A 25,811-nucleotide genomic window follows, 5' to 3' on the forward strand; every position below is an offset into this window, starting at 1 on the left:
CCCCGCAATCAACAAAAGGGCCGAATTATCCTAAATCGGTCTGTGCAAAATCATGGCCTTTGTATAGCAGTGGAAGATCGCGGCTTTTCGCGCAGGCGTAAGCAAAACAGTCCCCGAGATTCAGATCCGCCTTGTGGCCAACGGCTTTGCCGTAACGGGCACTCGCGTCAATGGCCCGAGAGCCGATGTTGTCGTCAATGGCCAGACTCTCTCCCATGATCTCCACAATGAACTCATCGATCAGATCGCGGGCATGGAGAAGGGCTTCAGCGCTGGGTCTGCGCGGGCCGGCGCCGGCCCTTGCCAATGCCTGTGTTGCTTCGAAGTGAACCAACGGAGAAACCCAGACCTGCCCGGAAAAACCGGATAGCTGCTTCAGCAATTCCTCCCACCCAGGTTCCTGGTTGAGAATGGCGACGATCACCGACGCGTCGACAAACATCAGTCTTCCCACATCTCGTCGGTGAACTTCTTCATATCGAAATCGGGATTGGGCAGGCCAAGCTTCCTGGCCCTGTCCTGAAGACTGGCGATCCGATCGCGCAGCGGCACCTTCGCCCGATTGCGCTCAAGTTCGTGCACGAGCGCGACCCGCACCGCCTCCGTTTTGCTCGGAGCGTTCGTCTCGCGTTGCAATCTGCTGGCCAGCGCATCCACTTCGTCGTCGCGGATATAGAGCGGCATCGAATATCCTCCGTTGGATATTGATATATTCCATCTCGTATATCACTTCAAGTTGCAGCGTTGGCCTCCCTCGCCGCCCGCGTCAGCAGCCGCTGGTAGAACAGGCCGATGCCGATCAGCACGGCGCCAAGACCGATGAAGGACAGCGCCCTGAGCACGCCTTCCAGTTCCGACATGTCGAACAGGAAGACTTTTACCACGGCAATCGCGATCAGCGCCGCCGAGGCGATGCGCAGCACCTGCGACTTCAGCCAGACGCCGGCGGTGAGCAGCACGACGCCAATGACCAGCCAGAGCGCCGAATAGGTGTAGGTCTCGAGCTGGCCGAGGCCGCTCCACAGGCCGATGAACTCGCCCTTGAACACGCGCCTGACCGACAGTGTGGCGTAGGCGAAGACAAGCAATGCCGCCACCACCGCCAGCATCTGCGCATACCATGGCGGCCGCTTGTCCCTGGCATAGAGCGCCAGCCCGCCGACAGCGATGGCCGGCAGGAGATAAGCCAGGAACAAGAGGTTGAACACCGGGATCTGGCCGGTCGATTCGTCGGTGAACAGCGGATTGAGCACCAGGAAATGCTGGAGGACGATGAAGGCGACCGAGAGCACGCCGGCAGCCATCGAGCCGTAGCGCAGCACAGAGCTTGGCGAGCGCATGTCGATGGCCACCAGTATCGCGCCGGCGCCGATGGCGATCAGCGTATAGATCGCCTGTTCGGCGAGCGTCACCGGACCGGTGTCGATGACGCCGCCATGCATGGCGTGGCGCACCAGCATGGCGACGGTGAGCAGCGCAAACAGGGCTGCACCCGCCTCCATCGCTAGGCGCGGCCGGCCATTACCAGCTGTTGGTAGTGCGGGGGTGGTACGCGCGAGTTGCCAGGCGGCAAAGCCGAAGGCTAGCGCCGGTACGCCGTATCCCGGCAGCAGCCAGTTGAACACCCGCGTCGTCGTCAGGAACTCGGCGCCGACGATGGTCGGATCGAAGGCGACGCGGCCCAGCACGGCAACGACCGCGCCGACCGAAATCCAGCCAAGCACCGGATAGCTGCGCCACCGCGTCGCCAGCGCCGGCACGATGGCGGCAACGCCGGCAAGAATGGTCGTCCAGCCGGATCCGAAGGCCATGTGCAGCATCAGCAGGCCGGCCAGAGCCGAGCCGCAAAGCGCGAAGGAGACGGCGATGTCGCCCTTGAGCGGCGGCTGTTCGGCGCGCGCGATCCATTCGCCACCGGCAGCGAAGACAACAACCAGAAGGGCAGCTATCTCTGCGTAGACAAGGTCGCGGTCGAGATTGCCGTAGGCAAGCCACAGCGTCAGCAGAATAAGCAGCGGCGCAGCGACGCCCCATGCCGCCCAGCATGCCGCGCGGACCCGTGCTGAGGCGGCGAAGCGGCGTGCGGCCCAGAAGCCGGCGCCGATGAAGACCAGGCCGAGGCCAATGCCGATGCGCAGCGTCAACGGATTTCCGGCCGCCACCGGCATGCCGTCAAAGCCGATATTCCCCTGGGTTATGTCGGAGCCGATGGTGGTGGGCGGAATGATGCCGAGATGGATCATCACGCTCACCACGCCGGCGGCATGCAGCAGCGGCAGCGCGCGCGGCCGGTAGAGTGCGGTGGCGACAAGGGCGACGAGGACGAAGGCGCCCGGCAAGGCGCCACCGGCGGCGACCAGCGTCGTGTCGACGGACAGGCCTAGCGCTGAAAACGCAACGAAAACGCCAGGCACGATCGAGGGCCAGTCGAAGCCCGCCTTTGCAGGTTCCGCTTCGCCGCCACGACTGCCCAGCCAAACAAAGGCAAGCACCGCCAGCGTCACCGCGTCGATGAACAGGACGACGGCAAGGTCGGCGAACCGGATGACGGCAAGGTCGGCGACGAGCGTACTCATCATGTAGGCGATGGTCCAGGCGCCGGTGCCGAAGAAGGCGGCCGCAATCAGGAATTTCCAGTCGCGAATGCGGGCGATCACGGCTGTGGCGGCAAGCACGATCGCCAGGTAGACGAACAGCGCCCATGGGTTGGGCGCCTGCGAGGACACAAGCGCCGGCGTCGCCATCGAGCCGACAAGGCCGATGCCGGCCAGGGCCTGGCCGTGGACGAGGGCGGCGACAATGGTCGCCACGCCGATGGCGCCGAGCACGGTGAAGGCGAAGGCCGGCCCGACGAAACCGTAAATGGCATGCGCGGCATAGACCGTACCGAACAGGATGAAGGCGCCGGCAGCCGTCAGGATCGCCGGAATATAGGCGCCTGCAGCCCCTTGCACCGGCACCTTGAAGCCGGTGCGGCGGATGAACTCGCCGCCGCCGATCAGCACCAGGCCGAGCAGCGCCGCCAGGGACAGCCGCACTTCAGGGCCGAAAATGCCGGCCTCGATGGTGTAGCGGATCAGGAACAGGCCGCCCAGGGCCAGCGCGACGCCGCCGACCCAGACCGCCCAACGGGTGCCGAGCGCCGTTTCGACCTCTGACTGGCGGGCTGCCTTCGACGTGGCGGCAGGCGCGGATCCGGTGAATGCCGCCTTGGCCGCGGCCGACAGTTCTGGCACGGCCTCGCTGGTGGCCGCATCGGCTTCGGCGGCCGGTGCCTGGGCATGTGCCGCGTCTGCTGTTGTTGGCGAAGCTATGTCGGCAACTGGTGCGCTAGCGTGAGCGGCATCCGCCGGTGCGCTTGCAGCCTGCTCGGCCGGTTTGGCAACGGGCGGTGTCGCATGCACTCCGGACAGAACCAGGCTGCGCAGCGCTCCGAGCTCGCGCTCGATCAGACTGACGCGGCCCTGCTGGCGCAAGACGAGGACAAAAAGCACGATAACGACGACGGCGCCAATCAGGCTTTCAAACATGGCGGTTCCCCCAAACCAGGCCAGTTTTCACTGACAATTGCGGCGGCCACACGGCCACCCCAGACGGCTATTCAAGTCACGCCACCGCAATGGTGGCCGAAAAGAAGTTATCGAGCATGTTTCGTCGGCAAATTCCAGCGGCCTACGGTCTTTATCCTCACCCATCATCTGAGATAGCCAGGAATGGCATGCCGCCGCCACTTGCCCAGGAGCCATGCTATCCTCCGATGAACTACGAGGAAATCGAATGCCGAAACGAAGTGCAGGGCTGCTGATCCACCGGACAAGGGCCGGCATTCTCGAATTTCTGCTCGTCCATCCCGGCGGCCCGTTCTGGGCAAGGAAGGATGAAGGCGCTTGGTCGATCCCCAAGGGCCTCGTCGAGGACAATGAAGATGAGTTGGCCGCCGCCCGGCGCGAGGCTGGGGAAGAACTCGGAGTCAGCATCGATGGCGATTTCGAACCTGTCGGCAGCTATCGGCAAGCCGGCGGCAAGATCGTCATCGCCTGGAGTGTCGAAGCCGATTTCGATCCCGATGCCGTTAAAAGCAACATGTTCACGATGGAATGGCCGCCCAGGTCAGGCGTGACGAGGGAATTTCCCGAAATCGACAGGGCCGGCTGGTTTTCCTTCGCCGAGGCAAGCCTCAAGATCCTCGGCGGTCAGCGCGCCATCCTCGACGATTTCATGGAGCATCGCAAAGCCGGCTGAGGCTCTTGCCCTACGAGTACCCCCACCCTACCCTCCCCACAAGGGGGAGGGAATGCTGCCGCATGCAGCTTTTGGTGTGAACCTGGACGTTTTGCGGAGGTCAGCACCCACCGAGTCTCCCTCCCCCTTCTGGCGCAGCGTCTGCCGTAAGGTCGGCCTTGCCGCCCGAATGATGCTTGCGCAAGGCGGCGAGAAAGCCGGCGCGGGCGTCTGGCTGTTCGATGCCGCGCGGCTCGTAGACATGGCGGGTGAAAAAGAAACCGGTCAAATGGAAGGCGTCCTCGAGTGCCGCGTGGTCCGCCCGCAAGCCGGAGCCGCGCTGCAGGAAGGCCGGCAGCGCCAGCATCTTGTCGCGCCATGGCGCGCCGGCCTGGCGCGAAACCGCGCGGCCGGATTTCGGCGAGACATAGGCCAGATCCTGTCTGGCGCCGGTCGCCGCGCACTGGCTGAGATCGAGGCCGAAGCCGAGTTCGTCGAGGATGAGCAGTTCGAAGCGCGCCACCAGTTCCCCGGCGGCATCCGAATCGTCCAGATGGGCGATCATCACGGCAAGCGTCTCATACAGGCCGCCATGGGCGTCGCGCTCCGGCAGGAGCCTGAGATGCGCGGCCATGGTCTGCAGGCCGTAGACGGCGACTGCGCTGTCCATCAACCGGGCGGCATTCATCTCGATCGCCTCGGCCTGGAAGGTGCCGAGATGCTCGTCGAGGCGTGCCCGCCACAAAAGGTCGACGCGGTTGCCGGCCTGCAGCACCGGCTGCTGCTTGCGCGAGCGCCCGCCGCGCACCAGGCCGAGATGGCGGCCATGCGCACGCGTCATTACCTCGAGAATGGCGCTGGTTTCGCCATGCTTGCGGGTGCCGAGTATGATTCCCTCGTCGCGCCATTCCATGGCAGGAGCTTGTCACCGGTTGCGTGGCGAAATCAAGATTTTGGCGCGCCGCGTGCGATCTGTGCTGACATTGGATCCCCACACATCGTCGAAAGGCTCTGATCATGCGAATTTCCGGTGATCGGCCAGAACGTCGTCGATGACGCGGCGAGATCGTTCCGCCTCGGCCTGGTTGGCGTCGTGTCCGGCAACGGTGATCAGCGCTTTCCACAGCGTCCAGCCGCGGCCGCGCGCCCAGGTCGCTTCATCGACGTCGATGGCAGCCCGGAATGCCTCCCGGCTCTCGCCCTGGAAGAATGTCCAGGCGATCGCCAGGTCGCAAGAGGGATCGCCGATCCCGGAGGTGCCGAAGTCGATGACGGCGCTCAAACGGCCGTTTTGGACCAGAAGGTTGCCCCAAGCGACGTCTCCGTGGAACCAGACGGGCGACCCTTGCCAGGTGGCGGCAAGGGCCGCATCCCAGACAGCGGTGGCCGCCTGGGTGTCGATCTGCCCCTCCAGCGCCTGGAGTGCTTCCCTTGTCTGGTTGTCATACACGCTCGGCGATCCGCCGCGGAAGAAATTGTGCTGGCCCGCGGGCGGCCCGCCCGCCGGATCGATCCGCCGGAGCGCAATGAGGAACTTGGCCAGATCGACCGCGAACTGTGGGCGATCGGCGATTTCGGCGGTCTTGGCTGTTTCGCCGTCGATCCAGCGGTAGACGGACCATTGCCAGGGGTAGTCCTCCCCAGGCTCGCCCATCGCCAGTGGAACCGGGATCGGCAGCGGCAGAAGCGGCGCCAGCCTGGGCAGCCAGCGGTGCTCTTTTTCGACCTGCAAGGCATATGGTGCGGCACTCGGCAGCCGCACAGTCATATCATTGCCGAGGTGGAAGGTTCGGTTGTCCCAGCCGCCAAACGCCACCGGCCTCACCGGCAGATGCCGCCATTGCGGAAATTGCGCGGCGATCAACCGGCGCACGAGATCGGTATCGATGGTCGGTTTTGGATCAGGCATGTCATCGTCTCAAACTGCCGGGCGGCATTTCTAGACGATGAAGCTCAATGGGGAAACTCAAGCCCCATCTCGCGGTAGCGCTCGGGGTCGTCGCCCCAGTTTTCACGCACCTTGACGAACAAGAACAGGTGCACTTTCTGCTCGAGAATGCCGGCTATTTCCATGCGCGCCGACTGGCCGATGGCGCGGATGGTCTCGCCCTTGTGGCCGAGCACGATCTTCTTCTGGCTGTCGCGCTCGACATAGATGGTCTGGTCGATGCGCACCGAGCCGTCCGGTTTCTCTTCCCATTTCTCGGTCTCGATATGCGAGGAATAGGGCAACTCCTGATGCAGCCGCAGATACAGCTTCTCGCGGGTGATCTCGGCGGCCAGTTGGCGCATCGGCAGGTCCGAGATCTGGTCTTCCGGATAGTACCAGGGGCCGACCGGCAGCGCTTGCGCGAGATAGTCGAGCAAATCCTTGCAGCCGGAGCCGGTCAGCGCCGAGACCATGAAGGTGCGCTTGAACGGCACCTTTTCGTTTGCTGCCGCAGCCAGGGCCAGCAGCGCCTCGTGCTTGACCCGGTCGACCTTGTTGAGGATCAGCACCATCGGCTGGCGGACGTCCTTCAGCCGCTCGAGGATGGCGTCGGCGTCACCCCTGATGCGGCGCTCGGCATCGATCAGCAGAAGCACGATATCGGCGTCCTTGGCGCCACCCCAGGCGGTGGTCACCATCGCGGTGTCGAGCCGGCGCTTCGGCTTGAAGATGCCGGGCGTATCGACAAAGACTATCTGCGCGTTGTCATGCGTGGCGATGCCGCGCACGATGGCGCGGGTGGTCTGCACCTTGTGGGTGACGATCGACACCTTGGCGCCGACCAGTTGGTTGACCAGCGTCGACTTGCCGGCATTGGGCGCCCCAATCAGGGCAACGAAGCCGGAATGCGTGGCCTCCGCTGCCGGAGGGAGATCTTCGCTGCCGGTCACGCCGCACTCCCTTGGTTGGCCCAGATGCCCTCGCGCATAAGAAACGCCGATGCCGCCGCTTCTTCGGCTGCGCGGCGAGAGCCGCCCGTGCCGCTTGCCGGCGCAAAACCGCCGACCTTCACGGACACCGTGAAAACCGGTTGATGTTCAGGTCCCTCGCGTTTCTCGATCGCGTATTCGGGCCTGACATCGCTGGTCTTGGCGATCCATTCCTGCAGGTCGGATTTCGGATTGGGCGGCTTGGCCACCACCTTTTGCGAGCGCGGCTCCCAGTAACGCAGGACGAATTGCCTTGCGGCATCGAGGCCGCCGTCGATATAGACCGCCGCGATCAGCGCTTCGACTGCATCCGCCAGATAGTTTCCGCCCGAGCCACGCGAGCGCGCCTTCAAGGCAGCGTCGGCCCGAACCAGATCTTCGAGCTGCATTTCAATGCCGATCTCGGAGCATGTCCGCGCATCGACCAGGGCATTGAAGCGCGGGGCGATTTCACCTTCCGGCGCCTCAGGAAACTTTTCAAAAAGCAGGTCGGCAACGATCAGGCCGAGCACGCGGTCGCCAAGGAATTCGAGGCGCTGGTTGTTGCTGCTTGCCTTGACCGCGCTGGAATGGGTCAGCGCGGTCTCGAGCAAACGGACGTCCCGGAAGGAATGGCCGGTTTTGGCTGTCACCAAATCGGCCAGAGTTTCACCCGTCGGGCGCTTCAAAGCCATCAATTTACGAAATGGAACAGGCGCGACAGGCGCACCAGGGACGGCCATTTCCAGATCTCGAGCGGGCTCGCCTTCCCGGCGATCGAGAAGAAGACGATGTTGGCGCGGCCGACAAGGTTCTCCGCCGGCACGTAGCCGACGCTGAGGCGGCTGTCGGAGGAATTGTCGCGGTTGTCGCCCATCATGAAATAGTTGCCGGGGGGCACGACGAACTCGCGGGTGTTGTCGGTGATCGAATTCGGTGTCAGGTCGAGCGTGTCGTAGCTGACACCGTTGGGCAGGGTCTCGCGATAGACGTCGACCGGCTCAGGCACTTCCGTGATATCAGGATTTTGGATCTGGCCGGTTTTCACACGAGGCACGCCCTGGCCGTTGATGAATAATTGGCCGTCCTTCATCTGGATCTTGTCGCCGGGCAGGCCGACGACGCGCTTGATGTAGTCGAGCGACGGATCCGGCGGGAACTTGAAGACCACCACGTCGCCGCGCTTCGGATCGGAACCCCAGATGCGGCCGGAAAAGATGTCGGGTCCGAATGGCAGCGAATAACGCGAGAAACCATAGGACCATTTGGTGACGAACAGATAGTCGCCTTCGAGCAAGGTCGGCCGCATAGAGCCGGACGGAATCGAGAAGGGCTGGAACAACAAGGTGCGGATGACCATGGCCAGCAGCAAAGCCTGGATGATGACGCTGACGATTTCGCCAAGCCCGCCGGATTTCTTCTCGGATTTTTCAGCCACGCTCATGTCGTCCTCGATTGTGCGTTGGATGGTATAGAGTCTCGGCGCGCGCTGGGCAACGTCAAGTCGGCGTTAGATAGCGGTCGTCTGATGCAATCAATGTGGCGCTTGTTCGGCGGGCAACGCCTCGATGATCACAAAGGCTTGAGCAAGCGGGAAATCATCGGTGATTGTGAGGTGGATCGCCGCTCTGTGCCCCTGTGGCAGGATTTTGGCCAGCCGTGCCGCCGCTCCCCCGGTCAGCGCCATGGTCGGCGCGCCGCTGGGCAGGTTGGCGACCCCCATGTCGCGCCAGAACACGCCCTGCGCCAGGCCGGTGCCAAGCGCCTTGGCGCAGGCCTCCTTGGCGGCGAAGCGCTTGGCATAGGAGGCTGCGCGGCCCTTGCGGCCTTCCGAGCGGACCTGTTCGACCTCGGTGTAGATGCGCTGGATGAAGCGCTGACCATGCCGTTCCAGCGACTTTTCGATGCGTCTGATGTCGATCAGGTCGCTGCCGATGCCGATGATCATTCCGCCGGAACTTCCCGTCCGCCGTGCCCGGCCTTATGCGCCCGCTCTGCCATGCGCTTCCTGCGCTGCTCGCGAAAGGCTGTCATCCCCCAGCGGGTGATACCGTAGAAGATCAGCCCGAAGATCAGGCCGAGCGGCACCGCGCCGATCAGCATCGGCTCGAGCACCGGATGCCACAGTTTTGCAAACGACAGCGTGTGCATCATCTCACCAAGATGCGCAGGCGGTCCGTTCTTGGGCAGGCGTTCATGCAGGATCAGCTTGCCGACTTCCCAGGACGCTCCCCACAGCAGCGGGAAAGTCAGCGGATTGCCGAAGAATACCGCGCCGAGGGCGGCGGCCACCAGATTGCCGGCGACCACCCAGCAGAGCACGGCGGCGACGGCGAAATGGAAGCCGAGCGGAAAGAAGGAGGCGAAAACGCCGGCCGCGACGCCGGCCGCCACCGCATGCGGTGTCGCCTTCAGCCGCAGGATGCGCTTGGAGAAATATTGCAACGAGCGCGAAAACGAGCGGCGCGGCCACAGATAGGTACGCACCCGCTCCAGAATGCCATCAGGCTTTCGGCGTCGAAAAAGCACTCTGTTCCAGTTCCCGGTTCATCACGCCCAAATTGCAACCATCCCTGGCCGGGCGCGGTCGCTCCATCTTGCGCTTCGAGGGCGCAGAAAGGCAACAACGACTTTGATATAGCGACTGCCTTGCGGCGGAACAATGAAACGCCGCCGCGATGGTCTGCCGCAGGCGGGTAACAAGAGCGCCATTGGGGCGAAACTGAGGACAACACAACATCCAAGCGAGACTTTCATGACGACGATCAGGCCTGCCCGGGAAGACGACGCCGAGGCGGATAGACTATTCCCGATATTCGCTGACTTCGACCAAATTGCTGTCCGGATCGCGGAAATAGACCGAGATCATCTTACCGCGGGCGCCGGTGCGCTCGACCGGACCGACTTCGATGGCAACGCCATTGGCTTCCAGACGGGCGCAAATCTCGGCAAGCGGCCTTGCGGCGACCAGGCAGAAATCGCCGGACCCAGGCATCGGCACCTTGGCCTTGGGCTCAAAGGTGCGGCCCACCTGATGCAGATTGATCTTCTGCGATCCGAACAGCAACGCCGTCGGCCGGTTCGGCTCGTCGAGGCGCTTGAGGCCAAGCACCCGCTGGTAGAAGGCGCAGCTGTCCTCCACAGAGCGGACCGTCAGCACGAAATGATCGATGCCGGCGATCATGGTGATGTCCCCTAGATGTTGCGGCTTCCCGGCTTAACGGCGGGAATGGCGGCAAGTTCCGGCGGCAGGCGGTCGGCGGGATAGGCCGGGACCTCGTATTCGGCAAGCGCGATCAGCGGCACGCCGACATTGGTCTTGCCGGCCGAGCGGTCGATGATGCAGGCCGCCGCCACGACCTCGGCGCCAATCGCGCGCAGGCAGTCGATGGTTTCGCGGATCGAAAGACCAGTGGTGACGATGTCCTCGACGATGACGACGCGCGAGCCGGCAGCGATCTCAAAGCGGCGCAGCCTGAACTCGCCGCCTTCGCGCTCCACCCAGATTGCAGGCACACCGAGATGGCGCGACGTCTCATAGGCCGGGATCAGGCCGCCGATCGCCGGGCCGACGACGTAGTCGATCTTGCCCGGCACCGCCTTTTGAATCTTCTCGGCCAGCGCCTTGCAAAGCCGCTCGGTCTTGTCGGCATGCATGAAGACGCGCGCCTTCTGCAAGAAGACCGGGCTGCGCAGGCCGGACGTCAGGATGAAATGCCCCTCCAGAACAGCGCCCGCCTCGCGGAAAATGCCCAGCACCTCGTCGGTATTCATAACTCGCCCCATGTCCATGGTGAATGGTGAAATGGTGAATGGTGAATGGTGAATGGTAGTGAGAGCGCCTTCTTTCACTATTCACTATTCACTATTCACTATTCACCCATCCACACGCCGCGCATCGCTGACGCTCGAATTATCCTTGAGCTGCGACAGCAGCCGGTTGAGGTGCTTCAGATCCCAGACTTCGAGATCGATCAGCATTTCGGTGAAGTCGGGCGCGGTGCGCACCATCGACAGCGTATGAATGTTGGCGTCGTTGGAGGCAACGACCTGGGCGATATCGGCGAGCGAGCCCGGCGCGTTGATGGCGGTGACCGAGACGCGCGCCGGAAAGCGCTCCTTGGTCTGCTCGTCAATGTCCCAGCGCACGTCGATCCAGCGCTCCGGCTGGTCGTCGAAGGCCTGCAGCGCCGGCGACTGGATGGGATAGATGGTGATGCCGGTGCCCGGCTGGACAATGCCGACGATGCGGTCGCCTGGCACGGCCCCTTCCGGCGCGAAACGCACCGGCAGGTCGCCGCGCACGCCGCGGATCGGCACCGCGCCATCGCGCGGCTGGTCCTTGTCCTTGCGCGCGGCTCGTGTGCCGGGCATCTGGAACAGCATGCCGGCGGCGTTGCGGATCTTCGACCAGCCCTCCTCGCGCTGCTTGGGGGCGCTGACGGTGACGCGCTCGTCCTTGTAGTCTGGGAAGACGGCCTTCATGACGTCGGTCGAGGCAAGTTCGCCGCGCCCGACCGAGGCCAGCACATCCTCGATGTCCTTGCGCGCCAGCCGGTGCAGCACCGGCTTCAGGCTTTCCTTGGTGAAGGTCTTGCCGGCGCGTTCGAAGGCGCGCTCGAGAATGCGGGCACCAAGACCTGAATATTGCTTGCGAATGGCGTTCTTGGTGGCGCGGCGGATGGCTGAGCGCGCCTTGCCGGTGACCACCACCGACTCCCACGCCGCCGGCGGCACTTGCGCCTTGGAGCGGATGATCTCGACCTCGTCGCCGTTCTTCAGTTCCGTCATTAGCGGCATGATGCGGCCGTTGACCTTGGCACCGACGCAGGTGTCGCCGACATCGGTGTGCACGGCATAGGCGAAGTCGATGGGCGTGGCGCCGCGCGGCAGCGCAATCAGCATGCCTTTCGGCGTGAAGCAGAATACCTGGTCCTGGAACAGCTCCAGCTTGGTATTTTCGAGGAAGTCTTCCGGGTTGTCGCCTTCTGCCAGTTGCTCGATGGTGCGCCGCAGCCAGGCATAGGCGTTGGTCTCCTTCGAGATCGCATGGGCGGCGCCGTTCGTCTTGCCGCCGGTGTCCTTGTAGATCGAATGGGCGGCGACGCCATATTCGGCGATCTTGTTCATCTCGCGGGTGCGGATCTGCAGTTCGACGCGCTGGCGCGACGGGCCGACAATGGTGGTGTGGATCGAACGGTAGTCGTTCTGCTTGGGCGTAGAAATGTAATCCTTGAAGCGGCCAGGCACCATCGACCATGTGGTGTGGATGGCGCCGAGCGCGCGGTAGCAGTCTTCGACGCTGTCGACGACGACGCGGAAGCCGAAAATGTCCGAGAGCTGCTCGAAGGACAGCGCCTTGGCCTCCATCTTGCGGAACACCGACCACGGCTTCTTCTGCCGGCTCTTCACGCCGGCGTTGATGGCATGCTTTTCGAACAGCGCCGACAGCGCCTTTTCGATGTCGGTCAGCACGCCCTTGTTGCGCTCGAATATCTCGGCAAGCCGCGCGGTGACGGCGCGATAGGCTTCCGGATTGATGAAGCGGAAGGCGATCTCTTCCAGTTCCTCGCGCATGCCTTGCATGCCCATGCGCCCGGCGAGCGGCGCATAGATGTCCATCGTCTCCTCGGCGATGCGCAGGCGCTTGGCCTCGGGCATGTGGTCGAGGGTGCGCATGTTGTGCAGACGGTCGGCGAGCTTGACCAGCAGAACGCGGACATCCTCCGAGATGGCCAGCAACAGCTTGCGCAGGTTTTCCGCCTGCTCGGCCTTCTTGGAGACGAGATCGAGCTTCTTCAGCTTGGTCAGGCCTTCGACCAGCTTGCCCATTTCGGGGCCGAACAGATCGTCGATCTCGGCCCGCGTCGCGGTGGTGTCCTCGATCGTGTCATGCAGCAAGGCGACGGCGATCGTCGCCTCGTCCATGTGCATTTCGGTGAGGATGGCGGCGACTTCGAGCGGATGCGAGAAATAGGGATCGCCGGAAGCGCGCTTCTGGTGGCCATGCTTCTGCATGGCGTAGACATAGGCCTTGTTGAGCAACGCCTCGTTGACGTCAGGCTTGTAGCGCGCAACGCGCTCGACAAGCTCATACTGACGCATCATGGGCGGGTTCTCACGGTGCTGAAATGATTGATGCGCCGCACTGATGTACGGCGCATCTCATAGATAGCCACGAAACTCACGGGACGGAAGTGCCGGAACCATATTCCCGGCAGGTCCAGGGCAGCGATTAGTAGTCGTCGCTCTTTTCCGGGGGAACCAGGCCCTCGATGCCGGCCAAAAGGTCTTCCTCGGTCATGCGATCGAAGGTGACGTTTTCTTCGGCGTCGTCGGCATCGGTAGCTGCAACTGCGTTGCCGGTCTGGTCGGCGATCGCCTCGCCGTCGGCCTCGGGCTCGTCGACCTCGACATGCTTCTGCAGCGAGTGGATCAGATCTTCCTTGAGGTCGTCGGGCGACAGCGTCTCGTCGGCGATCTCGCGCAGCGCTACGACCGGGTTCTTGTCGTTGTCGCGGGGCACGGTGATCGGCGCGCCCTGGCTGATCTGGCGGGCACGGTGGCCGGCGAGCAGCACGAGCTCGAAGCGGTTGTCGACCTTGTCGATGCAGTCTTCAACGGTTACGCGGGCCATTGATTGCCCCTTTCATGCCTGGATTTGATGGAAAACAGGCGCGGTCCATAACCCGAACGCCGCCAAAATACAAGCATTATGGCGCCGTGGCCCCATCGGCTGGCGAATGCCAGTCTCTGGCGCCGGTGAATGCCTTGCCGGCAAAGCCCGCCTACCGGCGACGACACGGCTCCGATCACAATTGCTTGCAGTGCGCCCCGGCACCCTTGGATTGCCGTAAAACTGGCGCTATCTCGGTTGACGAAAGGTCAGCCGGTTTATTTACGAGCCGACCGATATAACGACCCATTTCGATTAGTCCGCCACCTATTTCGAAAAAGGAATATTGCCATGTTCGACCCCCGTGAAAAAATCGCTCTTTTCATAGACGGCGCCAATCTCTACGCCACCTCGCGCGCACTCGGCTTCGACATAGACTACCGCAAACTGCTGTCCAGCTTCCAGAAGCGCGGCTATTTGCTGCGGGCCTATTACTACACCGCTCTGGTCGAGGATCAGGAATACTCTTCGATCCGTCCCCTGATCGACTGGCTCGACTATAATGGCTTCAAGGTGGTGACCAAGCCGGCCAAGGAGTTCACCGACTCGACCGGCCGCCGCAAGATCAAGGGCAATATGGACATCGAACTGACCGTCGATGCGCTCGAACTTGCCGATGTCGTCGACCACTATGTCATCTTCTCCGGCGACGGCGATTTCCGCACACTGGTCGAAGCGCTACAGCGGCGCGGCCGCAAGGTCTCGATCGTCTCGACCATGGCCTCGCAACCGCCGATGATCTCGGACGATCTGCGCCGCCAGGCCGACCATTTCATCGATTTGACCTCGCTGAAGAACGAGGTCGGCCGCGATCCCTCCGAACGGCCGGTGCGCAGGCCCGAGCCGGCCGAAGTCGAAGAGGAAGACTATTGACGGCGGCGGCCTTGGAGGCCGCTCCCGAACCCGACCGCGACTGCCCCCTCTGCCCACGCCTGCATGATTTCATCTCAGACTGGCGACGGCGCGAGCCGTCGTGGTTCAACGCGCCGGTGCCGACCTTCCTGCCGCCTGATGGCGAGGACGCCGTCGAGCTGCTGATCGTCGGGCTGGCGCCCGGCCTGCGCGGCGCCAACCGCACCGGGCGACCGTTCACCGGCGACTATGCCGGCGACCTGCTCTACTCAACGATGATCGCTCACGGTTTTGCCCGCGGCGAGTTCAAGGCGCGGCCGGATGACGGGCTCGAACTGATCGGCACCGCGATCACCAATGCGGTGCGCTGCGTGCCGCCGGAGAACAAGCCGGTCGGCGCCGAGATCTCCACTTGCCGCAGCTTTCTGGTGCCGACGATCGCGCGCTTTCCAAAATTGCGCGCCGTGCTGGCGCTGGGCTCGATCGCCCACCAGTCGACCGTCAGGGCGCTCGGTCAGCGCGTCGCTGCCTATCCGTTCAAGCACGGCGGTCGGTTGCCGGCCGGCGGCGTCACGCTGTTTTCCAGCTATCATTGCTCGCGCTACAACACCAACACTGGGGTGCTGACCGAAGCGATGTTCGTCAAGGTATTCAGCGAGATCGCGTCGTTCCTGCGGAACTAGACGCTGCCTCTCAAATCCCTCGAGCACGATCTTGCCCTTGGCCTTGCCGGTCTCGATCAGCGCATGGGCGCGCTTCAGATTGGCGGCATTGATTGGGCCGAACGTCTCGCCCAGCCTGGTGCGGATGGTGCCGGCGTCGACAAGGCGCGCCAGTTCGTTGAGATGTTCGCCCTGCGCGGCCATATCGGGCGTTTCATACAGCGAGCGGGTGAACATCGGCTCCCAGTGGACCGAAACGCTCTTGCGACCCAGTCGCGGGTTTCGGGCCGCGATGCGGTGGCGATCACCGTCAGATCGGTCAGCTGGCGCGCGAGCTGGACCGCGATCGACCCGACGCCGCCGGCGCCGCCGACGATCAGGATGGTGTTCGCGGCGCCGATGACTAGCTTCTTCACATCGAGGCGGTCGAACAGCGCCTCAAAGGCGGTGATCGCCGTCGTCGGCAGTGCTGCCGCCTGCGCATAGCCGAGCGAGCCAGACTGGGCTCATCGCCCGCAAGGTCTATGCGCAGATGCCGCCGAAGGTCGAGTACAGCCCGACGCCTCGTGGCCGAAGCCTGGAGCCCGTGATCACCGCGCTGAAGGTCTGGGGCGATGCGAATGTGACGCTGGCGCCGGAGGTTTCCCAGGCCGCTTGAAGCGGAGGCGTGGCAACGGCTTGCGTTGGTCCGGCCCGTCTCACACCGGCAGCAGCGCGTCCGGCTTCACGTCCGATATCGACGCATAGGTGTGCGTTTCCCTGACACCCGGCAGCGGCAGGATCACGCGCTTCAAAAAATCCTGATAGGCGGCCATTTCCGAAATGCGCGCTTTCACCAGATAGTCGAAGCCGCCCACGACCATATGGCACTCCAGCACTTCGGGGGCCTTTGCTACCGCTTCGGCGAAACGGTCGAACACATGCGGCGCCGCCTGGTCGAGCCTGACTTCGATGAAGACAAGCGTGCCACGGCCGATCTTTTGCGGATTGAGCACGGCCCGGACCGCGGTGATGAAACCCTCACGGAAAAGGCGCTTCACGCGCTGGCTGGTGCCGGTCGGCGACAGGCCGACACGGGCGGCGAGATCGAGTGTGGTGCGACGCCCATCCTCCTGCAACAACCGCAGCAGGCTGCGGTCGATGGCATCAAGTTGGTCGGATTCATGATTCACGTTCATGGCTCCTCTATTGTGTGAGATTCACGCCCAGCTCGCAAAAGCAGCCTATTTTGTCGCACCATTCTCAACAATAGGCTGCGCTTTCAACGAGAGCCGTCTGGAGGAAGAATCCTCCGCTGGCAGAATCGAGCGGGACAAGAATGCGCGTGACAGAGGACCGAAACACAAAGCCGGCAATTCTTGCGGGCCTCGCCATGATCGGCATTTACGCCGTGCAGTTCGTCGCAGCCCGCTTTAGCCTGCGGGAGCATCTTACGGCGACGGATGTCGCGACCTTGCGCTTTGTCGGTGCCGGACTGGTCATGCTGCCGGTTGTCTGGCGCGGCGGCCTGTCAGCCAGCAAAGCGTTGGGCTGGAGGCGTGCCTTGACGCTGGCGGCACTGGCCGGACTGCCCTACCCTATCATCATCAATTGGGGACTGACCTATGCGCCGGCAGCGCATGGTGCCGCACTTTGCCCTGCCTCGATCGTGTTCTTCTCATTCGTGCTGTCGCGCATCGCCACGAGGGAGAAAACCTCGCACCAGCGAACCATCGGCGTCGCAGCCATCATCGCCGGGCTGATCCTGTTCATTGCACCCGTGCGCACTGGCGGCGGCATGAAGGATGTCCTCTTCGGCGATCTTCTGTTCGTCGGATCCGGCGCGATGTTTGCCGCCTATGCCGTTCTCGTGCGGCGCTGGCGCGTCGATCCGGTTGCGGCGACCGCAACGGTGGTGCTGCTGTCATGCGTGCCGCTGCCGTTGCTCTATTTCTTTGCCCCAAGCGGCCTCCGCGCGGCATCAGTGGCCGAGATTGCCAGCCAGATCGTCATTCAAGGGTTTTTGGCGGGTGCGGCCGCCATGTTCCTGTACACCTATATCGTCCGGCAGCTGGGGTCGCAGGCGGCATCGCTGTTCATGCCATGCGTGCCGATCGCAACCGTGCTGATCGCGATGACGGTGCTCGGCGAGACGCCGACCGGCGCCCAGTTCGCCGCCGTACTGATCATGGCCGCGGGGATGGCTTTTTCGGCTCTTTCCAGGCCTGTTCCCAAGCCTGCGTAAGACTGCGGATGCCAAACTCAAGGCCAGCTGATTCGTTCAAGGCGATGGAGGCTTTTGCGAAGAGAGCGATGCGGGTGCAGCAAATAGCTCGGCCAGCGTTTGCTGCCCACCCTGCAGGACGTTGAGATCGACATCGCCCTCGATCCCGTCGACGCGGCCCATATTGTGGTACTGCCAGTAGATCCAGTCGTTGCGACCTGGCTCCAGGAGCAACGAGCGACGCCAGAGCGGGCGAACGTCGATTTTCCCGGCATAGGCGTCCTCGGCCTCGTCGGTCAGGTAGATGATCGCCGGCTTGCCGAACGCAGCTTCAACCGGTCCGAGGAAGGCCTGGAGTTCCGCGCTCAGCTGCTCCGGCGACGGGCGTTGCGGGCAGTTGCCGCCGAATTCGATGTCGACGACCGGTGGCAGCAGCGGCTGGTCGTGCGGCACCACCGCGATGAAATTTTTCGCCTGGTCGGCGCCCGGCCGGCAGAAGGTGAAGAAGTGATAGGCGCCGACCGCAAGCCCGGCCGCGCGCGCCTCGCGCAGGTTTTTGGCGAAGGCATCGTCGACATGGTCGCCGCCCTCGGTCGCCTTGATGACAGCGAAGGCGACATCGTCGGCGGCAACGCGGCGCCAGTCGATTTCACCCTGATGATGGGAAACGTCGATACCCCTGACCGGATAGCTGTCACGATCGGGCGAGAAGGTCCGGAAATAGAAGAAGCCGCCTGCTGCGACGAGGCCGGCAAAGACCAGACTGGCCGCACCCCAGAGGATGATCCGGTTCTTCAAACCTTTCCCCATCGTGTTTTGCTGTTGCAGCTGTTCGAAACTTGAAAGCCGATGTCTGGCTTTTCTGGGGCTGCCTGAGATTCTAGCCGCGTTCCTTCATGAGCCGGCCCTTTTCGCGCGACCAGTCGCGCTGCTTTTCGCTCTCGCGCTTGTCGTGCAGTTTCTTGCCGCGGCCGACGGCGAGCAGCAGCTTGGCACGGCCCTGGTCGTTGAAGTAGATTTTCAGCGGCACCAGCGTCATGCCTTCGCGGTCGATGCTCTGCGCCAGTTTTGCCATCTCGCGCTTGTTGAGCAGCAGCTTGCGACGCCGCCTGGGCTCGTGGTTGAAGCGGTTGGCCTGCAGGTATTCCGGCAGATAGGAATTGATCAGCCAGATCTCGCCACCCTCGACCGAGGCGTAGCTGTCCTGGATGTTGGCCTGGCCCTGGCGCAGCGACTTGACCTCGGTGCCGGTCAGCACCAGGCCGGCCTCGACGGTGTCGAGCACCTCATAGGAAAACCGCGCCTTGCGGTTTTCCGCAACGGTTTTGTTGTTTGGATCGGCTTTTCTGACCTGGTTCATGATGCGGAGAGGTGGCGCCTCATCCTCAATTTATCAAGCCGGCGTGCTTCATCGCCGCATCGATCTTCTCGGCGGTCGACGCCTCGATGGTCACCAGCGGCGAGCGCACCACGTTCTCGACCTTGCCAATCTTCGACAGCGCGTATTTGACGCCGCACAGGCCGGGCTCAAGGAAGATGGCCTTGTGCAGCGGCAGCAGACGGTCCTGCAATTCCAGCGCCTTGGCGCTGTCACCGGACAGTGTGGCTTCCTGGAATTCGGCGCACAGCCGCGGCGCGACATTCGACGTCACCGAGATGCAGCCGACACCGCCATGAGCGTTGAAGCCGAGGGCAGAGGCATCCTCACCTGAAAGCTGGATGAACTCCTTGCCGCAGGTGGCGCGCTGTTCGGACACGCGCTCGACCTTGCCGGTGGCATCCTTGACGCCGACGATGTTCTTGAAGTCGTGCGCCAGCCTGCCCATCGTCTCCGGCATCATGTCGATCACCGAGCGCGGCGGGATGTTGTAGATGATGATCGGCAGCTTGGTCGCCCTGGCGACGGCGGCGAAATGCTCGTACAAGCCGCGCTGTGTTGGCTTGTTGTAATAAGGCGTGACGACCAGAGCGGCATCGGCGCCCGCCTGCTCGGCATATTGCACCAGACCGACCGCTTCCGCGGTGTTGTTGGAGCCGGCGCCGGCGACGACCGGAGCGCGGCCCTTGGCCACATCGATGCAGACCTTGACGACATGGCGATGCTCGTCATGCGACAGCGTCGGCGACTCACCGGTGGTGCCGACCGGGACGAGGCCCGTCGTGCCCTCGCCAAGTTGCCATTCGACGAAAGCGCGAAAGGCTTTCTCGTCGAAACGTCCGCTCTTTTCGAACGGCGTCACGAGCGCAGTAAGCGAGCCTCTCAGCATGTCGTCCAACTCCTTGGGACTTGTTTGTTTATGCATGTCGTCGTCCCAAAACCGGTTCCCACTTTTGGGCGACTGCATCGGGCGCCTTCTAGCCGAAAGCGAAGCCGCGCACCATAGTCTCGACACTGTTGCGCGGCAAGCATGCCGATGGTGCCAGCAAGCGCAATTCGAACGGCCTGGATAACCCTTTGTTTACGGGCTCTTCACGACCTAAGTCTAGGCTCTCGGGCACCTGGGCTTGCCATCTAAAGTGCCGCAACAGGGAAAGATCAGGATCATGCCGGCCAGTCGGCCACTCCGCTTCATATTGCTTGGCGCCGTTGCCCTGCTGATAGTGGGGACGGCGGCAAACGAGAGCGTCGACGAGCAGACGACCTCATCGATCCCGATGCCTGACATGCAAGACAGAGCGCAGACCGATGCGCCCTCCGCCAGTATCGTCGTGCTGAAAAGCGGTCTCGACGCATTGGCCACCGGCGATATCGCCGCGGCACGAGCGGTGCGCGAAACATTGCCGGCCAATTCGCTGGACCGTCATATCCTGGCCTGGGCGATCGCGCTCTATGGCGGCGACCGTGTGCCGAGCAGCGAGATTGCCGATACCGCAAAGATGCTGCCGAACTGGCCGGGCACCATGGCCTTGCGCAAGAACAGCGAGCGCGCGCTTTATCGCGAAAACCCCTCGTCGCAGACCGTGGTGAAAGCCTTTGACGGCAGCCAGCCGCTGACCTTTCAAGGCGTGGTCATCCTTGCCCGTTCTTATGTAGCTCTTGGCAACACCAAGGCTGCGCTTTCCGTGCTGTCGCCATTCTGGCGCACCGAGAAGCTGGAAGCCAGGGACGAGGCGGCCGTCAGCAAGGAGTTTGGCGCCATCATTCCGGCTGCCGACCATCGTTTCCGCATGGAACGGATGTTTTATGCCGACCGGGAGAATTCGGCACTGCGGGTCGCAGCACTTGCCGGCGCGCAACCGCTGGCCGATGCCTGGGCCGCCGCCTCGCGTGGCGACAAGAACGCGGCCAAGCTGTTGAAAGCGGTGCCTGCCGCGCAGCAATCGGCCGGCTATTTCTTCGCGCAAGCCGAATATCTGCGCAAGCAGCGGAAGTTTGCGGACGCCGCCGCGGTGATGATGAAAGCGCCAACGAGCCGCGACGCGCTGGTCGATCCCGATGCCTGGTGGGTCGAGCGCCGCGTGCTGTCGCGCGCACTGGTCGACCAGGGCGACTGGAAGACCGCCTACAAGATCGTTGCCGCGCATGCCGCCGAAAGCCCCGCCAGCGCCGCCGAGGCCGAATTCCACGCCGGCTGGTATGCGTTGCGCGGCCTTAACGATCCTGCGACGGCCTCGACCCATTTTGCCCGCATCGCCGATCTCGCGCAGGGACCGATGTCGCTGTCACGCGCCTATTACTGGCTTGGCCGCGCGGCGGAAGTCGGCGGTCCCGGCAATGCGAAGGATTATTTCACCAAGGCGGCAGCCTATGGCACCACTTTCTACGGGCAGTTGGCGGCGGAACGGGTTGGCTTGCGCACGCTGAACATCGTCTATCCCGAGCCAAGCACTGCCGACCGCCAAAGCTTTGACGGCCGCGAAGCCGTCAGCGCCATCAAGCGGCTGCAGGAGGCGGGCTACGACCGCTATGCCGAGACGCTTTACCGCGACCTCGCCGGGCAGTTGACCAGCCCCGGCGAGCTGGCGCTGCTTGCGGTGCTGGCGGAAAAGCAGGGCAATCATTTCATGGCGCTGAAGATCGGCAAGATCGCCGGCGCGCGCGGCATCGATGTCGGCGCGCTGTCGCATCCGCTGGGCGTCATTCCCGACACCGCCGACATATCCGGCTCGGGCAAGGCGCTGGCCTATGCGATCGCCCGCCAGGAAAGCGAATTCAATGTCGGCGCCGTCTCCAGCGCCGGCGCGCGCGGCCTGCTGCAGCTGATGCCGGGCACCGCCAAGCAATTGGCGAAGAAGGCAGGACTGAGCTTTTCCCAGGATCGGCTGACCAGCGATGCCGGTTACAATGCGACGCTGGGGGCTGCCTTCCTTGGCGAGCAGCTCGACCGCTTCGGCGGCTCCTATGTGCTGACCTTCGCCGGCTACAATGCCGGCCCTAACCGCGCCAGCCAATGGGTAGCCAAGTACGGCGACCCGCGCGGCAAGGGCATCGACGCCGTCGTCGACTGGATCGAGCGAATTCCCTACACCGAAACAAGAAGTTACGTGCAGCGCGTGATGGAGAATTACGAGGTCTACAAGATGCGCATTTCGGGGAAGTACGATATCGTTGGGGATTTGGTGAACGGAAGAGGCTGAGGCCGCAGAGCTGTCGCCACGGGCAGACGTTGGCGATCCTTCGCGCCCCCCTTGCCGGCCATCTCCCCCACGAGTGGGGAGATCAGCTGTCATTGCCGATTCCGCCGATCTCCAACGTCGAAGGAAGGGCGTAGCGCCTGAACCGCCAATCTCCCCCCTCGTGGGGGAGATGTCTGGCATTTCCAAGAGTGTCAGCTTGCCGACAACCCTCGATTTGACCGCTCCCACCCTCGCCTGTAGCAGACGGAGACAATCCGGACAGGGAGTCCTTTTAATATGTCGAGCACCGACGGCTTCTCCGACTTTTTCTACACCGCGCCGGACGGGCTCAAGCTTCACGCCCGCGTCTATGGCGAGACCAATTCGGCAGACTGGCAGGTCGTTTGCCTGCCCGGCCTGACCCGCAACGCGCGCGATTTCCATGAGCTGGCGCTTTATCTGTCGCAGCGAACCGACAATCCGCGCAAGGTCATCGCCTTCGACTACCGTGGCCGCGGCCAGTCCGCTTACGATCCTGATATCTGCCACTACAATGTCGGCATCGAAGCCGGCGATGTCCTCGCCGGACTGGCCGCTCTGAACGTCGAGGAAGCGGCCTTTATCGGCACCTCGCGCGGCGGGCTGATCATCCACGTGCTCGGCGCGCTGCGGCCGGCCGCGCTGAAAGCCATCGTGCTGAACGACATCGGACCGGTGATCGAGGCCGCGGGGCTCGCCTATATCCAAACCTATCTCGACCCGGCACCGAAACCGAAGAGCCGCGCTGAGGCGATCGATGCCCAACGCGTCGCTCACGGCGCGGATTTTCCCGCTCTGACCGCAGCGGATTGGGAGCGGATGGTGTCGGCCCTCTACCGCGAGACGGACGAAGGCCTCCTGCTGCCGGATTTCGACACGCAGCTGGTCGAGACGGTGGCGGGCCTCGACCTCAGCAAGCCGTTGCCGGATCTGTGGCCGCAGTTCGAGGCGCTGGCGGCCATACCTTTGCTTGCCATTCGCGGCGCCAACTCGAAACTCCTGTCGGCCGACACACTCGACGAGATGCAAAAGCGTCATTCCGGCATGGAAGCGATCACCGTCGAGGGCCAGGGCCATGCGCCCTTCCTGGAGACAGGCAATCTGCCGGGCGCTATCGCGGCTTTCCTGGATGGAGTACCAAATGCGGCCCAGAAAAAGTAAACCCCAAGATCAAAGATGATCCTGGGGTTGCCGAGGCAGTATATGAAAGCCTTGGGTAACTATTTGGCTTTCGAGCTTTTCCGGGGCGCCTTGGGTGCCTTCGCCGCTGCCGCTTTACTTTTTTGAGCAGGCGCTGGCACTGAGGCCGTGGTCAGCGGCGATGCGAAGGCCGAGCTTTTTCCATCGCCGGATAACCCCTCGCCGCGGGGCGTTTCCAGCACGACAACGCAGCCGTCGAGATCGTTGGTGGCCAGATGCGCGTAACGCATGGTCATCGAAAGCGTCTGGTGGCCGAGCCACATCTGCACGCGGCGAATGTCGATGCCGCCCTGGACCAGACGCGAGGCACAGGTGTGACGCAAGATGTGCGGCACCACCTGGTCGTCGGCGCCGAGACCGACTTCGGCCTTCGCATCGTTCCAGATGGCGCGAAATTGTGCCTGGCTGAGTTTTGTGAACGGACCCTTGGGCCGGCGGCCCTCTGAGGGCGGCAGTTTGATCACCTCCTTGACCCGCTCGGTCATCGGGATGGTGCGGCTGCGGCCGGATTTGGTGATCCAGAACGAGACGCGATGTTCCTGGATGTCGTTCCAGATCAGTCCGAGCGCCTCGCCGAGGCGGCAACCGCTATCGACGAGAAAGACCGAAAGACGGTAGGCATCTTCGCTGCGGATCCTGATGGCGGCGAACAGCCTTGCTTCTTCGTCCCTTTCGAGGAAACGAATCCGTCCCGCCAGCTCCTTCTGGCGGCGGAACTCGGGCAGGCTGTGGATATCCCCCATCTTGTAAGCCTTGCGCAGCAGTTTGCTGAGGGCAGCCATCTTTCGATTGATGGTTGCGTTGCTGTTGCCGCGCTGGCGCAAGGTGCCGATAAGGTTGTCCAGGGTGCTCTGGTCAAAGGCGCTAAAACGATCGCCGAGCAGGATCTCGTCTATTTCGCCGATGAAGGAGCTGACATTGTATTTATGCCGCCCGTCATCCCAAAGTATGTCTCGGTATGCTGAAAAAAGCTCTCCGACCCGGTGCGACTTTACTTCTCTGATCTTGTTGTAGCTGTATTTTATCTTCGCATTTTGAGAAGAGAACATTGAGAAATGTTCGGAGGGATCCCCCTCTTGTATCGCGTCGATGGTCATAAAGTGCCACACCCCCGAGTGGATAGAGTCAGACCTACCCGCTTGGAAGCGTCCTTTCAAGAGATTTAATCACGCAGTTGTGAATTCATCGCCCATCAGCGGATCCCACGAACTCACCCTACGGACTGTTCAGCTGCCGATTCCCCCTGTTCCTTTTGCTTGTCTTGACCCCAGTCACGAAACAAAACAGCCCGGGCGTTGAAGCGCCCGGGCTGGTATTCACCTGTTTAAAGCCAGCCCTTAGAACGAGCGCTGGAAGCGGAGCATGCCGCCAACAGAGTCCTTCTTAGGATCCGCGCTCCGGTCGGTCCAGTTGTTGCCATCTTCGCCCCAGTGAGCATAGTCCACTTCGGCGGTGACCGTCAGGCCGGGGACGACGTCGTAGGCGACGTTCGCCGCGACGGCATAGTTCTTCTCATCGTCGCCCGACCCCTGGATGTTGAACGAGGTCTTCTCGTTGATCTGGTAGGTACCACCACCCCAGACTGCCCAGTTGCCGCCCCACTGCTTGTAGAAGCCGCGACCGCCAGCATCGAAGGTATAGCTCGAATCCGACAGGTTGTCGTCGGTGCCATAGCCGGCCATGATGAAGAGGGACAGGGCCTGCGACACGGTGACGTCCAAACGAACCTTGCCGGCGACTTCTTCGTAGTTGCTGTCATAGGCGACGACGCCGGTGATGGCGCCCCAGCCTTGCGTCCATTTCACGCCGCCGACGACATGCGGAACGTAGCTGTCGATCGTGCCCGCGCCGTAGAAACCAGTGGTGCCGGCGCCCGAGCCTTCTTCGAGCGAGAGAACGGCGGAGAAGCCGTTGCCAGCATCGAAGTAGTACTGGATGACGTTGGTGTCGAAATCGCCGTAAGGAACCAGCGTATCCTGGATGACGTTGCCGGCGTAGCCGATGAACGTATTGAAGGCCGATTCATCCTTACCGACGCGCAGGCCACCGAGCTGGATCCAGGCGAAGTTAAGCGAGGCGCCAGTGTTGCCAGCAGGATTTCCAGAGATGGTGGCATAGCGGTTGCCATTCTGGAAGTTGAAACGGGTCTCGGTGTAGGTCTTCAACGTGCCGAGCTCAGTTTCCTGGCCGGTCCAGGTCTTCAGCGCGAAGCGGGCCTTCTTGCGCCAGGTCTCCTGCTCGTCGCCATCCTTCACGTCACGGCTCTTGGCGCCGTCGAACGAACCGACGTCACCGCCGCTGATGTCGTAACGGACATAGCCACCGATGCGCAGGCAGGTTTCGGTGCCGGGGATGTAGAAGTAGCCCGAGCCGTAAACGTCGCAAATCTTGACGTATTCAGCCGGTTCCGGCTCGGCGACGACGACGGCGTCGGCGGCGCGCGCACCGGAAACTGCGATCAGGGCCGCAGCGGAGCCGAGAAGAAGGCTCTTAATGTTCATTT

At 62.9% G+C, this 25,811-nt stretch carries 26 protein-coding genes and 2 pseudogenes; 7 read left to right on the forward strand and 21 right to left on the reverse strand.

Going from position 1 to position 25,811, the window contains the following annotated elements:
* Positions 1-25 precede the first annotated feature (25 nt).
* The 3 genes from NKI37_RS06530 to NKI37_RS06540 are packed head-to-tail and all read right to left on the reverse strand — an operon-like array spanning position 26 to position 3,530.
* Positions 26-442: a type II toxin-antitoxin system VapC family toxin gene (locus NKI37_RS06530; RefSeq protein WP_023670249.1), complete on the reverse strand. Its 417-nt coding sequence runs from the start codon at positions 440-442 to the stop codon at positions 26-28.
* The gene (locus NKI37_RS06535; RefSeq protein ID WP_023670248.1) at positions 442-684 is read right to left on the reverse strand and encodes a type II toxin-antitoxin system VapB family antitoxin; all 243 of its coding nucleotides are present in this window, start codon (positions 682-684) and stop codon (positions 442-444) included. The genes NKI37_RS06530 and NKI37_RS06535 overlap by 1 nt, the downstream gene beginning before the upstream one ends.
* A 47-nt stretch (positions 685-731) precedes the next feature.
* Positions 732-3,530, reverse strand: a complete 2,799-nt coding sequence (locus tag NKI37_RS06540; RefSeq protein ID WP_352788160.1) for a DUF2339 domain-containing protein — start codon at positions 3,528-3,530, stop codon at positions 732-734.
* Positions 3,531-3,777: 247 nt separating this feature from the next.
* On the opposite strand from NKI37_RS06540, the gene NKI37_RS06545 reads away from it, so the two are divergent.
* Positions 3,778-4,242: an NUDIX hydrolase gene (locus NKI37_RS06545; protein WP_023670246.1), complete on the forward strand. Its 465-nt coding sequence runs from the start codon at positions 3,778-3,780 to the stop codon at positions 4,240-4,242.
* A 100-nt stretch (positions 4,243-4,342) separates the two neighbouring features.
* Here NKI37_RS06545 and recO read toward each other — a convergent pair whose 3' ends face one another.
* The 11 genes from recO to rpoZ all read right to left on the reverse strand — a co-directional run bounded on the left by recO (position 4,343) and on the right by rpoZ (position 13,756).
* A complete protein-coding gene (gene recO / locus NKI37_RS06550) occupies positions 4,343-5,134 on the reverse strand; it encodes a DNA repair protein RecO (protein WP_352788158.1) in 792 nt (263 codons plus the stop codon).
* Between the two features lie 102 nt (positions 5,135-5,236).
* Positions 5,237-6,130: an aminoglycoside phosphotransferase family protein gene (locus tag NKI37_RS06555; protein WP_352597673.1), complete on the reverse strand. Its 894-nt coding sequence runs from the start codon at positions 6,128-6,130 to the stop codon at positions 5,237-5,239.
* A 44-nt stretch (positions 6,131-6,174) separates the two neighbouring features.
* Complete coding sequence (gene era / locus NKI37_RS06560; RefSeq protein ID WP_352597672.1) at positions 6,175-7,101, reverse strand: GTPase Era; 927 nt, start codon at positions 7,099-7,101, stop codon at positions 6,175-6,177.
* Entirely contained in the window at positions 7,098-7,814 is a 717-nt protein-coding gene (gene rnc, locus NKI37_RS06565; protein ID WP_023692856.1) for a ribonuclease III, read from the reverse strand. Before rnc ends, era begins: the two co-directional genes overlap by 4 nt.
* A complete protein-coding gene (lepB, locus tag NKI37_RS06570; RefSeq protein WP_023670241.1) occupies positions 7,814-8,563 on the reverse strand; it encodes a signal peptidase I in 750 nt (249 codons plus the stop codon). The genes rnc and lepB overlap by 1 nt, the downstream gene beginning before the upstream one ends.
* A gap of 90 nt (positions 8,564-8,653) precedes the next feature.
* The gene (gene acpS / locus NKI37_RS06575) at positions 8,654-9,067 is read right to left on the reverse strand and encodes a holo-ACP synthase (RefSeq protein ID WP_023670240.1); all 414 of its coding nucleotides are present in this window, start codon (positions 9,065-9,067) and stop codon (positions 8,654-8,656) included.
* Positions 9,064-9,648 (reverse strand): DUF2062 domain-containing protein, encoded by a 585-nt coding sequence (locus tag NKI37_RS06580; protein WP_023754777.1) that lies wholly within the window; start codon positions 9,646-9,648, stop codon positions 9,064-9,066. Before NKI37_RS06580 ends, acpS begins: the two co-directional genes overlap by 4 nt.
* Before the next feature lie 274 nt (positions 9,649-9,922).
* Positions 9,923-10,303 carry a VOC family protein gene (locus NKI37_RS06585; protein ID WP_023747464.1) on the reverse strand — a complete coding sequence of 127 codons (381 nt, stop codon included), beginning with the start codon at positions 10,301-10,303 and terminating at the stop codon, positions 9,923-9,925.
* A gap of 11 nt (positions 10,304-10,314) precedes the next feature.
* Positions 10,315-10,893, reverse strand: coding sequence for an orotate phosphoribosyltransferase (pyrE, locus tag NKI37_RS06590; protein ID WP_023754778.1), 579 nt, complete (start codon positions 10,891-10,893; stop codon positions 10,315-10,317).
* A gap of 102 nt (positions 10,894-10,995) precedes the next feature.
* On the reverse strand, positions 10,996-13,227 hold the full coding sequence (locus tag NKI37_RS06595; protein ID WP_352788154.1) for a RelA/SpoT family protein: 2,232 nt from the start codon (positions 13,225-13,227) through the stop codon (positions 10,996-10,998).
* Positions 13,228-13,354: 127 nt separating this feature from the next.
* Positions 13,355-13,756, reverse strand: a complete 402-nt coding sequence (gene rpoZ, locus NKI37_RS06600) for a DNA-directed RNA polymerase subunit omega (RefSeq protein ID WP_023670235.1) — start codon at positions 13,754-13,756, stop codon at positions 13,355-13,357.
* A gap of 330 nt (positions 13,757-14,086) precedes the next feature.
* Between rpoZ and NKI37_RS06605 the strand changes: the two genes are divergently transcribed.
* Positions 14,087-14,668, forward strand: coding sequence for a LabA-like NYN domain-containing protein (locus NKI37_RS06605; protein ID WP_023670234.1), 582 nt, complete (start codon positions 14,087-14,089; stop codon positions 14,666-14,668).
* Complete coding sequence (locus NKI37_RS06610) at positions 14,665-15,330, forward strand: uracil-DNA glycosylase (protein ID WP_023743762.1); 666 nt, start codon at positions 14,665-14,667, stop codon at positions 15,328-15,330. The genes NKI37_RS06605 and NKI37_RS06610 overlap by 4 nt, the downstream gene beginning before the upstream one ends.
* A gap of 12 nt (positions 15,331-15,342) precedes the next feature.
* Here NKI37_RS06610 and NKI37_RS06615 read toward each other — a convergent pair.
* A pseudogene (locus NKI37_RS06615) lies at positions 15,343-15,803 on the reverse strand (zinc-binding dehydrogenase); the annotation flags it as partial.
* An 8-nt stretch (positions 15,804-15,811) separates the two neighbouring features.
* Here NKI37_RS06615 and NKI37_RS06620 point away from each other — a divergent pair.
* Positions 15,812-15,967 (forward strand): annotated as a pseudogene (locus NKI37_RS06620) (winged helix-turn-helix transcriptional regulator); the annotation flags it as partial.
* 40 nt (positions 15,968-16,007) lie between these two features.
* On the opposite strand, the gene NKI37_RS06625 reads toward NKI37_RS06620, so the two are convergent.
* Positions 16,008-16,481, reverse strand: coding sequence for an Lrp/AsnC family transcriptional regulator (locus NKI37_RS06625; protein WP_023705402.1), 474 nt, complete (start codon positions 16,479-16,481; stop codon positions 16,008-16,010).
* A gap of 152 nt (positions 16,482-16,633) precedes the next feature.
* Between NKI37_RS06625 and NKI37_RS06630 the strand changes: the two genes are divergently transcribed.
* Positions 16,634-17,533, forward strand: a complete 900-nt coding sequence (locus NKI37_RS06630) for a DMT family transporter (protein ID WP_245274224.1) — start codon at positions 16,634-16,636, stop codon at positions 17,531-17,533.
* Positions 17,534-17,569: 36 nt separating this feature from the next.
* Here NKI37_RS06630 and NKI37_RS06635 read toward each other — a convergent pair whose 3' ends face one another.
* The 3 genes from NKI37_RS06635 to dapA all read right to left on the reverse strand — a co-directional run bounded on the left by NKI37_RS06635 (position 17,570) and on the right by dapA (position 19,779).
* Positions 17,570-18,310: a glycoside hydrolase family 25 protein gene (locus NKI37_RS06635; RefSeq protein ID WP_502896324.1), complete on the reverse strand. Its 741-nt coding sequence runs from the start codon at positions 18,308-18,310 to the stop codon at positions 17,570-17,572.
* A gap of 82 nt (positions 18,311-18,392) precedes the next feature.
* Positions 18,393-18,872, reverse strand: coding sequence for an SsrA-binding protein SmpB (gene smpB / locus NKI37_RS06640; RefSeq protein ID WP_023687280.1), 480 nt, complete (start codon positions 18,870-18,872; stop codon positions 18,393-18,395).
* A gap of 25 nt (positions 18,873-18,897) precedes the next feature.
* A complete protein-coding gene (gene dapA / locus NKI37_RS06645) occupies positions 18,898-19,779 on the reverse strand; it encodes a 4-hydroxy-tetrahydrodipicolinate synthase (RefSeq protein ID WP_023727558.1) in 882 nt (293 codons plus the stop codon).
* Positions 19,780-20,056: 277 nt separating this feature from the next.
* On the opposite strand from dapA, the gene NKI37_RS06650 reads away from it, so the two are divergent.
* Together NKI37_RS06650 and NKI37_RS06655 are read left to right on the forward strand one after the other, a co-directional pair.
* On the forward strand, positions 20,057-22,090 hold the full coding sequence (locus NKI37_RS06650; protein WP_352788149.1) for a lytic transglycosylase domain-containing protein: 2,034 nt from the start codon (positions 20,057-20,059) through the stop codon (positions 22,088-22,090).
* A 276-nt stretch (positions 22,091-22,366) separates the two neighbouring features.
* A complete protein-coding gene (locus NKI37_RS06655; protein ID WP_023747468.1) occupies positions 22,367-23,269 on the forward strand; it encodes an alpha/beta fold hydrolase in 903 nt (300 codons plus the stop codon).
* Between the two features lie 59 nt (positions 23,270-23,328).
* Here the strand turns inward: NKI37_RS06655 and NKI37_RS06660 are convergent, their stop codons facing one another.
* Positions 23,329-24,405, reverse strand: a complete 1,077-nt coding sequence (locus NKI37_RS06660) for a tyrosine-type recombinase/integrase (protein ID WP_352788146.1) — start codon at positions 24,403-24,405, stop codon at positions 23,329-23,331.
* Positions 24,406-24,645: 240 nt separating this feature from the next.
* A complete protein-coding gene (locus NKI37_RS06665; RefSeq protein WP_027050001.1) occupies positions 24,646-25,809 on the reverse strand; it encodes a porin in 1,164 nt (387 codons plus the stop codon).
* Positions 25,810-25,811 lie beyond the last annotated feature (2 nt).

The sequence above is a fragment of the Mesorhizobium sp. M0626 genome (genome assembly GCF_040320665.1).
GTDB lineage: Bacteria > Pseudomonadota > Alphaproteobacteria > Rhizobiales > Rhizobiaceae > Mesorhizobium.